Annotated in this window: 12 protein-coding genes and 1 pseudogene; all 13 read right to left on the minus strand. The window is 52.1% G+C overall.

Features of this window, described 5'->3' with window-relative positions; all coding sequences use genetic code 11:
* Positions 1 to 2 precede the first annotated feature (2 nt).
* The gene (locus QN378_RS13625; protein ID WP_323547142.1) at positions 3 to 464 is read right to left on the minus strand and encodes a serine acetyltransferase; all 462 of its coding nucleotides are present in this window, start codon (positions 462 to 464) and stop codon (positions 3 to 5) included.
* Between the two features lie 2 nt (positions 465 to 466).
* Positions 467 to 1,711: a hypothetical protein gene (locus QN378_RS13630; protein WP_323547139.1), complete on the minus strand. Its 1,245-nt coding sequence runs from the start codon at positions 1,709 to 1,711 to the stop codon at positions 467 to 469.
* A gap of 133 nt (positions 1,712 to 1,844) precedes the next feature.
* Positions 1,845 to 3,110, minus strand: a complete 1,266-nt coding sequence (gene wecC, locus QN378_RS13635) for a UDP-N-acetyl-D-mannosamine dehydrogenase (RefSeq protein ID WP_323547137.1) — start codon at positions 3,108 to 3,110, stop codon at positions 1,845 to 1,847.
* A gap of 12 nt (positions 3,111 to 3,122) precedes the next feature.
* On the minus strand, positions 3,123 to 4,247 hold the full coding sequence (wecB, locus tag QN378_RS13640; protein WP_323547135.1) for a non-hydrolyzing UDP-N-acetylglucosamine 2-epimerase: 1,125 nt from the start codon (positions 4,245 to 4,247) through the stop codon (positions 3,123 to 3,125).
* A 409-nt stretch (positions 4,248 to 4,656) separates the two neighbouring features.
* Positions 4,657 to 6,648 (minus strand): nucleoside-diphosphate sugar epimerase/dehydratase, encoded by a 1,992-nt coding sequence (locus tag QN378_RS13645; RefSeq protein WP_323547166.1) that lies wholly within the window; start codon positions 6,646 to 6,648, stop codon positions 4,657 to 4,659.
* Positions 6,649 to 6,946: 298 nt separating this feature from the next.
* Positions 6,947 to 8,410: pseudogene (locus tag QN378_RS13650) on the minus strand (MBL fold metallo-hydrolase RNA specificity domain-containing protein).
* A 138-nt stretch (positions 8,411 to 8,548) separates the two neighbouring features.
* Positions 8,549 to 8,791: a lipopolysaccharide assembly protein LapA domain-containing protein gene (locus QN378_RS13655; protein ID WP_323547133.1), complete on the minus strand. Its 243-nt coding sequence runs from the start codon at positions 8,789 to 8,791 to the stop codon at positions 8,549 to 8,551.
* A 15-nt stretch (positions 8,792 to 8,806) separates the two neighbouring features.
* The gene (ihfB, locus tag QN378_RS13660) at positions 8,807 to 9,112 is read right to left on the minus strand and encodes an integration host factor subunit beta (protein WP_322204964.1); all 306 of its coding nucleotides are present in this window, start codon (positions 9,110 to 9,112) and stop codon (positions 8,807 to 8,809) included.
* 156 nt (positions 9,113 to 9,268) lie between these two features.
* A complete protein-coding gene (locus QN378_RS13665; protein ID WP_322204965.1) occupies positions 9,269 to 9,550 on the minus strand; it encodes a hypothetical protein in 282 nt (93 codons plus the stop codon).
* A gap of 215 nt (positions 9,551 to 9,765) precedes the next feature.
* Positions 9,766 to 11,457 (minus strand): 30S ribosomal protein S1, encoded by a 1,692-nt coding sequence (rpsA, locus tag QN378_RS13670; protein ID WP_322165580.1) that lies wholly within the window; start codon positions 11,455 to 11,457, stop codon positions 9,766 to 9,768.
* Positions 11,458 to 11,579: 122 nt separating this feature from the next.
* On the minus strand, positions 11,580 to 12,269 hold the full coding sequence (cmk, locus tag QN378_RS13675; RefSeq protein WP_322204966.1) for a (d)CMP kinase: 690 nt from the start codon (positions 12,267 to 12,269) through the stop codon (positions 11,580 to 11,582).
* The gene (locus QN378_RS13680) at positions 12,266 to 14,488 is read right to left on the minus strand and encodes a bifunctional prephenate dehydrogenase/3-phosphoshikimate 1-carboxyvinyltransferase (RefSeq protein WP_323547164.1); all 2,223 of its coding nucleotides are present in this window, start codon (positions 14,486 to 14,488) and stop codon (positions 12,266 to 12,268) included. Before QN378_RS13680 ends, cmk begins: the two co-directional genes overlap by 4 nt.
* Before the next feature lie 28 nt (positions 14,489 to 14,516).
* Entirely contained in the window at positions 14,517 to 15,629 is a 1,113-nt protein-coding gene (gene hisC, locus QN378_RS13685) for a histidinol-phosphate transaminase (RefSeq protein WP_323547130.1), read from the minus strand.
* Positions 15,630 to 15,639 lie beyond the last annotated feature (10 nt).

The following is a 15,639-nucleotide window of genomic DNA, read 5'->3' on the forward strand; positions in this document are numbered from 1 at the left end:
TATTAAGAGCGTATAGCCTTAAATTCAATTGAAGTCTGCCCCACCACGCGGGCAGGAATACCAACAACGATAGCGTTGTCGGGTACGTCCTTTAGCACCACCGCGGAGGCGCCTATTTGACAGTTATTGCCGACCTTTATGTCGCCGATAATTTTTGCACCCGCCCCAATGTAACAATTATCTCCAACAACAGGGCACCGATTGATCTCACGTGACACGTAACCTTCGGCGGCTCCGACAGTGACACCTTGGCCGATGACACAACCGCGGCCGATCTGCGCATTTGCGTGCAATACCACTCCAATTGCACCGTAAGCAAAGATTGAATCCCTTCCTATAGTGGCCGAGACCGGAATATACGAGTTAAACAACAAAAATATTAAATTACGCACGATACCGGGGACGAATGGAATTCGCTTCTTATAGAACCAGTTCCCTATACGATACAGTTTCACTGCATTCATTATTAAAACCTCAAATTAAGAATGTCTCTCGGTCGAAGGCGAAGAATCCCGACCGAAATAATGAAGAGTGAGCACATGTAGGCCGCCCCCCCCATCAGGTTAATATTCTTCATGAAGATTGCCAGCGGCGAAAGTAAGGCCACCCAGCAAACGACCATGAGATTGACCCCCGGCCGACAAACCAAGTGTAAAAGTAATAAATAGGTGGAAAACCCTAATGCATATAGTAATTCTGCGTGTTTAACTTCCTGAGCGTAAACAACCATGAACAGCACGGCAATCACACCTATAACCAAATTTATAACCATGACCTTCCGATAAAACCCGGAGGCGACGAGGTATCTCTCTGACACTACGGCCCAATAGAGAACCGGAAGGCAAGGCAGCATCGCCAGATACGGCGTAAATTTCGGGAACAGCCAACCCACCGCATAGCCACACAGCCCTAGTAGGGCAAAATAGCAGATGGCAACAGACATGATCGTTTTAAACTGGACCTGACGCTGCTCACTGTGAACAAAGGAAACAAACACGGCCCGCACGTTTACAGGAAACAGGCTAGTAGCCGCTTGAATTATGGAAACGACGACACGAAAAAGCCCAAGGTCTCGACTGGAAAGACTCCGGGAAAGGATATAAGGGAGAATATTAGTAAACAGGTTGAAGACTAGGGTAATCGAAATCATACGGGGTAATAACATGGCAACTTGTCTGAATGTAGATAGCCACTGCCGGCCTAACGGCAACCTTGCGCCATTGAAAATCAATACAACAAAAGCAAACGCACAGGGAACCAAATTGGTAAGAATTAGAACCTCAACAATACTCAGTGGAAAAAAATTCTGATAACTTATAATTAAGGATATAGAAAAAATACCGAGAAACAAAACAAGGTATCCGACAATCCAACTGTAAAGCCTTAGACCAAATAATGAGAGCAGGCAGGCCGAACTCAACAACATTACACTTAGCATCCAAGGGTTCCCGATCTCGCTCACTGCATTGAATGCACTAAATCCGCAAAAAACTAAGACAGCCATGCATAATGACATCGCAAAAATATACTGGGCTTCCACACTACCCAAGAGCTGCTCGTTTATTATGTCCAACAGTTTCTGGAATAAAAAAACGAGTACGTTAGCCTTGATGAACTCGCCATAAGCGTCCAAGCCATAAAGGCCAGGTATGACAAAATTTACAACAAGACCACTTATCAGCGTCAGCACCTGAATCAGCAGATTGACCATCGTAGAATCCTTTCAGCTTCATCAGAGCACATTCGAAGACACCATCATTTACGTTAAGAATTATAGTGACGTTGTGGCGCGGAATGAAGCGCAGCGCCACATCTATCATCCGCACGATTGTCAGAAGCTCAAATCAAGTCCAGATACCCCGAGTATCGATAAGCTCAACCGAACTCAAACGGTTCTTCGGGATTGCCTTGAACACACTGTGGTCAACGAGCAGAACGACGATATCTGCATGTGACAACGCATGGTCAATATCGCACAGCGTTGCTTTGCCCTTTAAAGAATCAGGAAGGCTGTCAATATTGGGTTCTACGGCCAAAACTGCACCCGGATGGGCTTTTATTATCCGTCGGGTAATCTCCAAGGATGGGCTTTCGCGAAGGTCATCGATGTCCGGCTTGAACGCCAGACCTAGACAAGCAACAGTGGTATCTGCAGATGTCTTGGATGGATTCTCTTGAAGAAATTTACCTATTGCTAGTCGAACCTGATCAAGTACCCATTCAGGCTTGCTCTCGTTTACTTCCCGGGCTGCACGTATCAACCTTGCTTCGTCTGGAGTTTTACTCACGATAAACCAAGGGTCAACAGCGATACAGTGTCCTCCAACTCCTGGCCCGGGCTGAAGGATATTAACTCGCGGATGATGGTTAGCTAGACGAATCAGTTCCCAGACGCTTATATCAATCTTATTGCAGATCATCGACAATTCGTTGGCGAATGCAATATTCACATCGCGGAAACTATTTTCCGTAAGTTTGCACATCTCTGCTGTACGGGCATCAGTTGTGATGCACTCTCCTTCGACGAAGGTTTTGTACAAGCGTACGGCAGCGGCAGAACACTTTGCAGTCAAACCGCCAATAATTCGGTCATTCTCAATCAGCTCGCGCAATACATGACCTGGTAACACGCGCTCGGGGCAGTGGGCCAAGCGAATGTCTGAATCTTCGCCATGAGTCCGCGGAAAGCTCAGATCTGGCCGTGCGTCTGCAAGCCAAGCTGCCATTTGCTCAGTTGCGCCTACCGGTGAAGTTGACTCGAGTATGACTAGATCACCTTTTTTCAGAACGGGAGCGATAGCTTTGCTAGCCGACTCGATATAAGACAGGTCGGGTTCGTGATTACCTTTGAAGGGCGTCGGTACAGCGATCAGAAAAGCATCGGCCGGCTCAGGAGTTGTGGTAGCTCGCAGATACCCGCCATTCACAGCTGCCCGTACAACGATATCCAGGTCGGGTTCAATAATATGAATTTCGCCACGATTTATCGTATTAACAGCGTGCTGATTTACATCAACACCTATGACTTTCTTTTTACGTGCTGCAAAAACAGCCGCTGTGGGCAACCCAATATAGCCAAGGCCGACTACAGAAATAGTTTCAAAGCTCATAGTTTCGCCCTACTAAATTTTGGAAAGAGTTTCAAGAATACGAGCACAAGCTTTACCGTCACCATAAGGATTGTGGGCAAAGCTCATCCGTGTATAGGCTTCGGTATCTGTAAGCAGATACTTCAAGCTATCCTTGATGACTTTGACGTCTGTGCCAACCAGCTTCACAGTACCCGCCTCAATAGCCTCCGGACGCTCGGTGGTGTCACGCATTACAAGGACTGGCTTGCCCAGCGATGGAGCCTCTTCCTGTATGCCGCCTGAATCACTCAGGATCAAATAGGCGCGATTCATCAAATAAACAAATGGCAAATAGTCCAGCGGTTCAATCAGGTAAATATTTTTGACGTCCGCCAAGAGTCGATTCACGGGCTCGCGCACGTTCGGATTAAGGTGTACGGGATATACGATCTCGACATTGGGAAATGCTGTTGCCGTTTCAAGTAGCGCTTGGCAGATATTCTCGAAGCCCCCCCCAAAACTTTCGCGACGGTGGCCCGTTACAAGGACGATACGCTTCCCGTCACCGAGAAATGAGAATTGTTCGTGAAACTGCTTTTGAAGGATTGGACTGTCAGTAACCCTCGCGACTACGCCCAGTAAAGCGTCAATAACAGTATTACCAGTAACATGAATGCACGCTGGATCAACGCCCTCCCTCAGTAAATTCTGTTTAGACGTCTCTGTTGGCGCGAAATGCAAAGCTGCCAACGCACCGGTCAACTTGCGATTAGCCTCTTCCGGCCAAGGCGAATAGAGGTTGCCCGTACGAAGCCCTGCTTCAACGTGAGCCACGGGAATCTGCTGATAGTAAGCCGCCAAGGTAACTGCAAACGTAGTGGCAGTATCACCGTGTACAAGAACTAGATCAGGCTTGAACCTCGCAAAGACTGCTTTCATTCCCTGCAAAATAGCAGTAGTCACGTCTGTCAAATCTTGGCCAGGCTTCATGACATTTAAATCGAAGTCAGGCGTCAGTTCAAATAAATCCAAAACCTGATCCAGCATCTCACGATGCTGTCCGGTTACGCACAGCTTTGCTTCGAAGCGTTCGTCGGCCGCAAGACTCAAGGCTAAAGGAGCCATTTTTATTGCTTCAGGTCGCGTGCCAAACACACATAAGGTTTTCAAGGTCATCGCTACACCACTATTAAGAGAACACGCGCCACGGATAGACTGGGACCGACACCATATACTTCACCATCAAACGGCGCTCACCGGGTATTCGTTTACTCTCGCCAGTGCACTTGACATCAGGAGAATCATTCTCACCTACGGTATTGTCCCGAGGGTGACGAAAAATGTATTCATCAAGGCTATACATTCATTCGAAAGCCCTGAATGCAATCAATGGTCGCTAGGTTGACACCCCGGATAGGCGGAAGAAGCCGGAGATGTATACAATCGGACAATGGCTGTCGCCTACATGAAAAGATAATGATTTACTAAGAACGGCATTTTCACTCCAAGTCTCCCTAAGCCAGAAAGCAGAGGGATCCTTCCCTACAACCTGGTCGTTAACATCGCCCTGTGGGAGCATTAGCTTTCAAAGTTCTGAGCGGCGCTGCTGATAAATCCAGTCAACGATTTCTCCCTCCGGTGAATAACCGCTCACCGTTTCCCGCAACAGCTGACGAACTTTATTGTAATCGTCATTTTCAACAGCACCAAGAAGCTCTGATAGCTTCACTTTTAGCACGTCCCAAGGTAGATGATCCTCGTTAGCGCTCATGATCATAGGGTGCTTTGTGGCGACTACATTTTCCCCAATCAGAAGCTCCTCGTAGAGTTTCTCGCCAGGGCGCAGGCCACTAAATTCAATAGCAATATCACCGTGTGGATTTCTTTCAGACCGGATGCTAAGCCCTGACAAATGGACCATTTTTTCAGCAAGTTCAATTATTTTGACCGGCTCGCCCATATCCAGCACAAATACGTCGCCACCCAACCCCATCGAACCGGCCTGGATGACCAGCTGTGCCGCTTCGGGTATGGTCATAAAATAACGGGTTATTTTGGGATGGGTGACTGTCAAAGGCCCCCCGGACTTGATTTGCTTATAAAACAGCGGGATGACGGAGCCAGAGGACCCGAGAACGTTTCCGAAGCGAACCATCGTAAATCTTGTTTTGTTGACCCGAGAGACATTCGATTTATCGCCAAACATTACCGGTGCAAGCTCGCGGCTTAATGCCTGTAGCGTAAGCTCCGCTAGCCGCTTTGTGCTTCCCATCACGTTAGTCGGTCGGACAGCCTTATCCGTAGAGATGAGTACGAAGTTAGAAACCCCGGCCTGCACAGCCGCTTGAGCAGTGTTCAGTGTGCCTATGACATTATTCAGTACACCCTCAGCAATATTGTGCTCCACCATCGGCACATGCTTGTAGGCGGCAGCGTGGTAAACAGTGTCTACCTGCCAGGTCTTCATCACACTTAAGATCTTATCCTTATTTCGAACGGAACCTAGGATCGGCAGCAGTTTAACCTCAAGAGATTCGCGCGCCACGTGCTGCTCAAGCTCTGAAAGAATACTGTAAAGGTTGAACTCACTGTGTTCGAACAATAGCAGTATGGTTGGCTTAAGCGTAAGGATCTGGCGACAAAGTTCCGAGCCAATCGAACCTCCGGCCCCCGTTACAAGTACCACTTGCCCTGTTATGCAATGCTCAAGCAGATCATCTTGGGCAGGCACAGAGTCCCTACCGAGCAAATCGGCGATATTGACCTCTTGAATATCGTCCACCTTGACCCTACCGCTGGCCAAGTCCATGAAGCCTGGCACGCTTCGCACATGCAAAGGGAAGCCTTCCAGGTAACCTAATATTTCCCGGCGACGACCGCGAGAGCAAGAGGGAACGGCAAGCAGTATTTCCTGCGCCCCAGTAACTTCAAGCATCCTCTGAATATGACGAGGCTTATAAACTTGAAGACCCGAAATTATACGATTTGAGATACTGTGATCGTCGTCGATAAAGGCAACAGGTCGCATCAAACGTCCCATTCGCAACGCAGCCACTAGTTGATTACCAGCGGCACCCGCCCCATAAATTGCAACCTTGGGAAGGCCATCATCCCTACTGGTAAACGGGACGTGTCGCACGGCTGCAAACCAATCACCCAAAAAATATTGGCGCATCGCTAAACGCAATCCACCAATCATGACCATGCTCAACCACCAGTAATTAAAAATTATAGAGCGCGGCACAATATTATGATGGTCACCAAACAAATAAACTACTAATGCGAGTATAAGGGAAGAAAGACTCACGGCCTTAATGATTGCTATTAAGGCATCATTACCAAAATAACGCATTACCGCTCTGTACATGCCAATACGAATAAATAGGGAAACGGCCACTACCGGTGCACTGAGGAACAACCAAAGATAATCAACCGGATTTATGAGATCGTCGATGCCCAATCGAACGACAAACGACAGCCACAAAGCCGTCCAGATCAAAATGACGTCCGTAAATACTTGGATCATCCGTTTCCGGCGGCGTGGCAGGCCTAGAAGTCCTGTCCGTATCCTATCCATAACACCTTCACTCACCTCGAACAACTCCTCTGGCTGATTCCAGCCTCTCTATCGCCCGTATTTGAACATCTCAGAACACTTTTCAAAACAAAAAATTCATCATTTTGAGTCCGATCAAGCTGGATAGTTTCAAGCTAACCTGCAGGAACTCCCGAGCCCGGGCATCCAAACACACGACTGGCACAATCAAATTAATAGGCCCAACCGTCAACGTCAGTAGCTGGTTACGTCGCCAAGACTGTAGATCGCCGGGCGGCATTCTAGGATCAACCCTGCATCGACAGGCCTCACGAGTCCTTCAGTTGACTGCAATCACAATCGCATGAGCGCGCTTTTCTAATTGATACTTTCTTTGCAATATTCTCTGGAGCTCCCTCGTTGCCTTAGGCTCCCATGTACCAACCTAATATCCGCAGGCCCTTCCTGCATCCCCTTCACAAAATCCACCAGCCCTTGCTGACCGGCATGCGCCGAGTAGCCACCTAGCGTGGTGACACCAGCCCGGACCGGGTAGCGCTCGGGATCAAGTTCTACATAGCCGCCTTTGGGCTCATGAGCCGGAAGGGCTGCGCCGGGGGTGCATTTGGCCTGGTAGCCGCCAAAAACCACGTTATAACGGTTATCGCCGAGCATGGCTTTCAGGTAGTTTATGATTCGGCCGCCGGCGCACATGCCACTACCTGCGATCACAATAGCAGGACGCCCAGTGCGGGAAGGTAGTTAACCATCTGTAAATGCCGGGCGTGGCTGTCGATCTTGATCAAATGTTCGAACTGCAGAGGTCGATGATCGCTGCTGAGGCGCTCCTGCGCATCGTCATCCCAGATGTCGTTGAATGCCCGGTATACCTGGGTGAAGCGGCTTGCTAGGGGTGAGTCGAGAATTATCCGCAGTTGCGGCCAATCGATGGTCAGGACCGCACTGTCGTTGTCGTCTTCTGCATGGATCTTCTCGGGTAGCGCCTTGCGATGCAGGATGTCTTCAATCTCGTACAGCAACTCTTGGGTGCACCTAGGCTGAATGCCGGAATCAGTATCGTGCCGCGGTCGGCCGAAGCTTTATCGATGACCTGTTCCAGTCGCACTTGTCGCGTGTTGCGGTCTTCGTGCAAGTGATCGCCATAGGTGCTCTCCAATACCAGGATGTCGGCGCGCTCGGGTGACCGAGGGCTCGGCAATATCTGGGCATGGGAAGAACCGAGGTCACCCGAGAACACGATGCGTCGGGTTTTATTTTCCAGGTGGTAAGCCAAGTCAAACTCGACGTAGGCCGATCCGAGGACGTGCCCTGCTCGTTGCAATCGAACGCGACAATTGAGTTCGGGGGTTTGCAGGATGTCGAACCAGGAATCGAACGACAGGGCGATGGTGCTTAACGCTACGCGTTTGAGGTAGTGATCAATATCGTCCTGGCTGCAACCGCGTTCGAGCTTGAATGCATCTCCCAGGACCAACGGCAGCAGTTGCGCTGAAGGTTCGCTGCAGAGGATCAGACTGGTATAACCTGCCGCCAGTAGCTGGGGAATTCGACCGACGTGGTCGGCGTGGACGTGGACGTGGGTCACGATCAGCGCTTTGAGGGTGTCGGGGGATAATCCTAGGGCAGCGCGATCTGCGTTGGGCCTTGCATCGCTGTCCGCTTCGTGGCCTTGAAACAAACCGCAGTCAATCAAGTAGCTGCAATCGGCACTGACGCTCAGTTGGTGACATGAGCCGGTCATGCTTTCAATAGCGCCGTGATGAAGTATTTCTGGGTAGAGCATTCGACTTCCTTGCGAGGGACCATGAAGGGACGCGATTACCCCATAAAAAGCCAACCAATGCAGCCGAGGCAGGCTTAAATGGGTTCCTTAACGTTTTGCAAGATTTTTCTAAGCGGGGCGGATAAAGACGTCAGAAGATCAGACGGGTCTGATCCTTGGCTTTGCTTTTTTGCCTAACGATAAGACGGCGCTGATGACAGGCCCAATCACCATCCCAACCAGCAACGCCAAAATAACTGGTACTGCCACCGACATCTGCGGACCTGTCCAACCCAAAAACACCAACGCAATGGGCTGTTGGTTTTCTAACAGAAACACTACCGTTGCCAAAGCAATCAGCAGAATAACTGTGACCAATATAATGCGCATTAAGTTCCGCATCTGCACCTCCTGCCATCAAGGGTATTCATAGCCCTCTTCCTCTTCTTCGTTGACCCTGTCACGCAGTTCTTTACCCGGCTTGAAGTGAGGGACGAATTTGCCGTCCAGACTGACTGACTGACCGGTCTTGGGGTTGCGTCCGACGCGTGGTGAGCGGTAGTGGAGGGAGAAGCTGCCAAAACCACGTATCTCGATGCGATCACCAGTGGCAAGGCATTGGGACATTTGCTCAAGCATTGTCTTGATGGCCAGCTCTACATCCTTGGATGACAGCAGCCCTTGATGGGTGACAATTCGTTCGATCAACTCCGACTTCGTCATATTTTTCCCTTCTTTTTCAAGCAGCTAGGTAAAGCGCTTCAAAGGTTTTAGCATGACTTGAGGGATTTGAACAGTCTAAGCATTGACTTATGTGAATTGATGAGTCGGAGCAGGTATTTGATTTGCGGCGTCAATGCTGAGTACAGGCTGGCACGATTACCTGCAGATGATCAGCATGCGACGACTAAAGTAGCCCGCAGGATTCCAGCCAAACGGATAGTCTTCGGGATCTTCTTTCACATCGCTAGACTTGGCGACGACTTTGAACGTGCCTGGACGACATTCGTGGGCAGCCCTTGTGTAGCAACGATCCCAGTTTGAAAACATTCCCGAACACTCAATCCGCAAGCCGCTCTGGCCTCGTATTGCTTTAGTTTTGTGGGCCGTAGAACAGCCTGCAAGGGCGATGATGATCAATACGACTATTACTTGGCGCATGTATTCCCTTATGCGAGCGTGAGCCCAGCGACTGCCCGGAGACAGCCAGAGTCTAGCCGCGTATGGGCCGCGTTGTCTGCATCGGAAATTTCAGCGTGTAGATGAGGATAGGTCTGACAGACAGAATTGCAAGGCATCCATCTGGGTTACCACAGGAATTGTAGGCACAAAAAAGGGCGACCGAAGTCACCCTTTTTCTAATGGTTAATCAGAACTTAGTTCTGTTTTTCCATTTGTGCGCGAAGCAGGTCACCAATAGTGGTAGGACCTGTGCTTTCCGCAGCTTCTGGCTTAGTGCGCAGACTTTGGATTGCTTCCTTCTCGTCTTCAACGTCTTTCGACTTGATGGACAATTGGATTACGCGGCTCTTGCGATCAACGCTGATGATCTTGGCTTCAACTTCTTCGCCTTCTTTCAGAACGTTACGCGCGTCTTCAACGCGGTCACGGCTGATTTCGGAGGCTTTCAGAGTAGCTTCGATGTCGTCGGCCAAAGTGATGATGGCGCCTTTGGCATCTACTTCTTTAACGATACCGCGAACGATAGCGCCTTTGTCGTTGACCATCACGTACTCAGAGAACGGATCGCTTTCCAGCTGCTTGATACCGAGCGAGATGCGTTCGCGCTCTGGATCAACAGACAGGATGACGGTGTCGAGCTCGTCGCCCTTCTTGAAGCGACGCACGGCTTCTTCGCCCACTTCGTTCCACGAGATGTCGGACAGGTGAACCAGGCCGTCGATGCCGCCGTCCAGACCAATGAAGATACCGAAATCGGTGATCGACTTGATGGTGCCGGAGATTTTATCGCCCTTGTTGAACTGGCCAGAGAAATCTTCCCATGGGTTAGATTTGCACTGCTTGATGCCGAGGGAGATACGACGACGCTCTTCGTCGATGTCCAGAACCATAACTTCCACTTCGTCGCCAACTTGTACGACTTTTGAAGGGTGGATGTTTTTGTTGGTCCAGTCCATTTCGGAAACGTGTACCAGGCCTTCAACGCCTTCTTCCAGCTCAGCGAAGCAGCCGTAGTCGGTCAGGTTGGTAACACGGGCGGTAACGCGAGTGCCTTCTGGGTAGCGAGCTTTGATAGCGACCCATGGATCTTCGCCCAACTGCTTCAGACCCAAGGAAACACGATTGCGTTCGCGATCGTACTTCAGGACTTTTACATCGATCTCATCGCCAACATTGACGATTTCCGATGGATGCTTGATACGTTTCCAAGCCATGTCGGTAATGTGCAGCAGGCCATCGACGCCACCCAGATCGACGAATGCGCCGTAATCGGTGAGGTTTTTGACGATACCTTTGACTTGTTGGCCTTCCTGCAAGGATTCCAGCAGAGCTTCACGCTCAGCGCTGTTCTCAGCTTCAAGGACGCTACGGCGAGAAACGACAACGTTGTTGCGTTTCTGGTCGAGTTTGATGACCTTGAATTCGAGTTCTTTACCTTCCAGGTGAGTCGTGTCACGCACTGGGCGGACGTCAACCAGAGAACCAGGCAGGAACGCACGGATGCCGTTAACGTCGACAGTAAAGCCGCCTTTAACCTTACCGTTGATAACGCCCTTGACCACTTCTTCAGCTGCGAAAGCCGCTTCCAGAACGATCCAGCACTCAGCACGCTTGGCTTTTTCGCGGGACAGCTTGGTTTCGCCAAAGCCATCTTCGACCGCGTCCAGTGCAACGTGCACTTCGTCGCCGATCTTGATGGTCAGCTCGCCAGCATCGTTGTGGAACTGCTCTAGCGGGATGAGGCCTTCAGATTTGAGACCGGCGTGAACCGTAACCCAACCTGCTTGGTAATCGATATCAACGATGATCGCGGTGATAATCGAGCCAGCCTGAAGGTTCAGGGTCTTTAGGCTTTCTTCAAAAAGTTCTGCAAAGCTTTCGCTCATTTTAATTCCTGTTGATCAAGGGCGAAGAATACGCCCATCTGCCACATTCCAGACAACGTGGGTTTCGTTCAAGTAAAAGAAGCCTGTGGGACTATGACTGGTCTCCCACACGCTTCTTCTCGTCATCCGGCGATATCGCGAATCGCGACTTCACTCAAGATGCGTTCCAACACCTGCTCAATCGATAATTCGGTGGAATCCAGCTGAATGGCGTCGTGCGCCGGCTTTAGCGGGGCTACCGCTCGCTGGGTGTCACGCTTATCGCGTGCACATATCTCATCTAGCAGACTCGACAGACTAACATCATCACCCTTGGCCTTCAACTGCAAGTAACGGCGGCGTGCACGCTCTTCGGGCGTAGCAGTCAGAAAAATCTTCAGCGGCGCATCAGGAAAAACTACCGTACCCATGTCGCGACCGTCTGCGACAAGGCCCGGCATTTCAAGGAAGGCACGCTGACGCTGGAGCAAAGCGTCGCGCACCGCCGGCAGTGAAGCGACTTGCGAGGCCCCATTGCCGATCGTTTCGTTGCGAATGGCGTGGGTAACGTCCTCACCTTCAAGGGTAATGCGCTGCCCGTGATCGTCGTTGCCCGCGTTGAATTGCACATCCAGATGAGCGGCCAGAAGTTTCAACGCTTCTTCGTTGGTCAGGTCGACCCCATGGTTGCGCGCTGCGAAAGCCAAAAGACGATAAAGCGCCCCGGAATCGAGCAGACACCAGCCCAAATGCTTGGCTAACCTGCCCGCGACTGTGCCTTTGCCAGACCCACTAGGCCCATCGATGGTAATAACTGGCGGCTGAACCTTCACGACTGTGCCTCTTGTGCTAAACGCATGCCGACTTGGGCGCACAGTGCAAGAAAGTTGGGGAAAGATGTGGCAACGTTGGCGCAATCATGAATACGGATGGGCGCCGATGCGCGCAAAGAAGCAACGCTGAAGGCCATGGCAATCCGGTGATCACCGTGACCGTTCACTTCACCGCCGCTGAACGCTTCAGCACCGAAACCGGCGCCATCAATGATAATGCCATCCGTTGTCGGTTCGGCTTTAACGCCCAACGCGAGTAAGCCATCGGCCATTACTTGAATGCGGTCCGACTCTTTGACGCGTAATTCTTCCGCGCCACGCAATACGGTCCTTCCGTCGGCACAGGCTGCGGCAACGAACAGCACCGGAAATTCGTCGATTGCCAAGGGCACCAGCTCTTCCGGAATGTCGATACCTTTAAGCTTGGCCGAGCGCACGCGCAGGTCAGCCACAGGCTCGCCGCCGACTTCACGCTGATTTTCAAGCGTGATGTCAGCACCCATCAAACGAAGGATGTCTATGACGCCAGTACGGGTCGGATTGATGCCGACGTGTTCCAGCAGCAAGTCCGAGCCCTGCGCAATAGATGCCGCGACCAGAAAGAACGCAGCCGACGAAATATCTGCGGGCACTTCGATGTGGGTAGCGGTCAGCGTATGGCCGGACTCTACCGAAGCAGTGCTGCCCTGGGTGCTGACGGGATAGCCGAAACCACGCAACATGCGTTCGGTATGATCGCGGGTCGGGGCAGGCTCGGTCACACGAGTCTCGCCGTCGGCATACAAACCTGCCAGCAACAGGCAAGATTTAACCTGCGCACTGGCCATAGGCATGCTGTACGTCAGCCCAGTCAAACGCTGGCCACCACGAATAGTCATCGGTGGACGACCTTCGGCGGCGGTCTCGATTACTGCGCCCATTTCCCGCAAAGGATTGGCCACGCGATTCATCGGACGTTTGGACAGTGACGCGTCGCCGGTCAGGGTGCTGTCGAAGCTTTGAGCTGAGAGCAAACCAGAGAGCAGGCGCATCGAGGTGCCGGAGTTGCCCAGATAGATGGGGCCCGGGGCTGCTTTCAGGCCGTGCAAGCCAACACCGTGAATAGTCACGCGGCCATGGTTCGGGCCTTCGATAACCACGCCCATGTCTCGGAATGCTTGCAGGGTTGCCAGCGCGTCTTCGCCTTCGAGGAAGCCTTCGACTTCGGTCGTGCCTTCAGCCAGTGAGCCGAGCATGATCGAGCGGTGGGAAATTGATTTATCGCCTGGAACTCGGATACGTCCGCAAACGCGTCCACCAGGGTTAGCCAGGAAAATCAGGTCGTTGGTGTTCATAGCGTCCACATAGGCCCGACGGGCCAGGATTTTACTGAAATGCTCGCGAGCAACACGGGCGCGGGTGAAAACGCCCAACAATTGATGCCCATCCCCTGCATCGACCGCGTCGCGCAAGGCGTCGAGGTCGCTGCGAAATGTATCTAATGTGCGTAACACCGCTTCGCGATTGGCGAGAAAGATGTCGTGCCACATCACCGGGTCACTGCCCGCGATCCTTGTGAAATCGCGGAAACCTCCCGCAGCGTATCGAAAGATGTCTAGATTCTCGTTGCGCTTGGCCAGCGAATCCACTAAACCAAACGCCAGCAAATGCGGCAAATGACTGGTGGCGGCCAACACTTCGTCGTGGCGCTCGACCTGCATGTGCTCGACATCTGCCCCCAGCTCGGACCATAACCGGTCGATAAGGGCCACTGCCACTGGGTCAGTATCGACCAGCGGTGTCAAAATCACTTTATGCCGACGGAATAACTGCGCGTTGGACGCCTCCACTCCACTCTGCTCAGATCCCGCAATCGGATGCCCCGGCACAAAGCGCGCAGGACAATCACCAAACGCCAGCTGCGCGGCCCGAACTACATTGCCCTTGGCACTGCCTACATCAGTCAACACCGCATCACCCAAGTCGAAGGTGGCCAATAACGTCAGCAGTTTTTCCATCGCCAGAATAGGCACAGCGAGCATTATCACGTCAGCGCCGCGACAAGCGGCAGCAATGTCTTCCTCGCAGCGATCCACAATGCCCAGCTCAACGGCCATTAAACGGGAGCGAGGGTCCAGATCGACGCCGACGACTTCACCGCACAGCCCGCTTTCACGCAGACCTTTGGCAAACGAACCGCCGATCAAACCGAGGCCGATTACCACCAGGCGCCCGATCATAGGACGGACTGATTGCAGGGACGTGACATCAACCACGCGCGAGAACCTTCGCCAACGCGTCGAGAAAACGCAGGTTTTCGCTCGGCAACCCAATGCTTACCCGCAAGTGGTTGGGCATGCCATAACCGCCGATCGGACGCACGATCACACCTTCATTAAGCAGCCCCTGATAAACCGATGCGCTTTCACGACCCAGATCAATGGCCAGGAAGTTGGCTTTCGACGCAATCCAGCTCAAGCCCAGCTCGCGCAACCCTTGTTCTAAAAGATTCATGCCCACTTCGTTGAGGCGGCGACTTTCGGCCACGTATTCGACATCGTCCAGCGCGGCACAAGCGGCAGCCAGCGCAAGGCTGTTTACATTGAACGGCTGGCGGACGCGATTGAGTACGTCCGCCACCGCTGGCGACGAAAGGCCATAGCCGACGCGCAACGACGCCAAGCCGTAGGCTTTGGAGAATGTCCGCGAGACCAGCAAATTGGGATACTGCGCCAAATAATCCAGGCCGTTTGGCAAATCTGTGCCGGCGGCGTATTCGATGTAGGCCTCATCCAGCACCACAAACACGTTTGCCGGAACATCGGCGAGGAAATCAGCCAAGGCGCTCGGACCGAACCAGGTGCCGGTGGGGTTATTTGGGTTAGCGATAAATACGACACGGGTGTTGCTATCAATAGCAGCCAGCATGGCAGGCAGGTCGTGACCCCAGTCTCTGGCGGGCGCGACGTGGGCGTCAGCACCTACCGCTTGGGTGACGATGGGATAAATGGCGAACGCGTGTTCACTGAACACTGCGTTTAGTCCCGGCGCCAAGTAAGCGCGGGCGACCAATTCAAGAATGTCGTTAGAGCCATTGCCCAACGTCACCTGATTTGCCTGCACCCCACAGCGCTCAGACAGCCGAGCCTTAAGGTTGAAACCATTGCCATCCGGGTAGCGCGTCAGGCCTGTCAATTCGCGTTGAATCGCCGCCAGTGCCTTGGGGCTAGCACCTAACGGGTTTTCGTTGCTGGCCAGCTTGATGATGCTGGCCGGGTCTATATTCAGCTCACGCGCCAGTTCGTCCACAGGCTTTCCCGGGACGTAGGGTGAAAGTTTTTGCACGCCCGGCTGTGCCAGGGCAAGGAAGTCGCCGCTCATATCACTACCC

The sequence above is a fragment of the Pseudomonas sp. 10S5 genome (genome assembly GCF_035019745.1).
Taxonomy (GTDB): Bacteria; Pseudomonadota; Gammaproteobacteria; order Pseudomonadales; family Pseudomonadaceae; genus Aquipseudomonas.

Excerpts from the sequence above, each read along its gene's own strand:
- QN378_RS13625 (WP_323547142.1), bottom strand. The coding sequence starts at position 464 with ATGAATGCAGTGAAACTGTATCGTATAGGGAACTGGTTCTATAAGAAG.
- QN378_RS13630 (WP_323547139.1), bottom strand. The coding sequence starts at position 1,711 with ATGGTCAATCTGCTGATTCAGGTGCTGACGCTGATAAGTGGTCTTGTT.
- wecC (WP_323547137.1), bottom strand. The coding sequence starts at position 3,110 with ATGAGCTTTGAAACTATTTCTGTAGTCGGCCTTGGCTATATTGGGTTG.
- wecB (WP_323547135.1), bottom strand. The coding sequence starts at position 4,247 with ATGACCTTGAAAACCTTATGTGTGTTTGGCACGCGACCTGAAGCAATA.
- QN378_RS13645 (WP_323547166.1), bottom strand. The coding sequence starts at position 6,648 with ATGGATAGGATACGGACAGGACTTCTAGGCCTGCCACGCCGCCGGAAA.
- QN378_RS13655 (WP_323547133.1), bottom strand. The coding sequence starts at position 8,791 with ATGCGGAACTTAATGCGCATTATATTGGTCACAGTTATTCTGCTGATT.
- ihfB (WP_322204964.1), bottom strand. The coding sequence starts at position 9,112 with ATGACGAAGTCGGAGTTGATCGAACGAATTGTCACCCATCAAGGGCTG.
- QN378_RS13665 (WP_322204965.1), bottom strand. The coding sequence starts at position 9,550 with ATGCGCCAAGTAATAGTCGTATTGATCATCATCGCCCTTGCAGGCTGT.
- rpsA (WP_322165580.1), bottom strand. The coding sequence starts at position 11,457 with ATGAGCGAAAGCTTTGCAGAACTTTTTGAAGAAAGCCTAAAGACCCTG.
- QN378_RS13680 (WP_323547164.1), bottom strand. The coding sequence starts at position 14,488 with ATGATCGGGCGCCTGGTGGTAATCGGCCTCGGTTTGATCGGCGGTTCG.
- hisC (WP_323547130.1), bottom strand. The coding sequence starts at position 15,629 with ATGAGCGGCGACTTCCTTGCCCTGGCACAGCCGGGCGTGCAAAAACTT.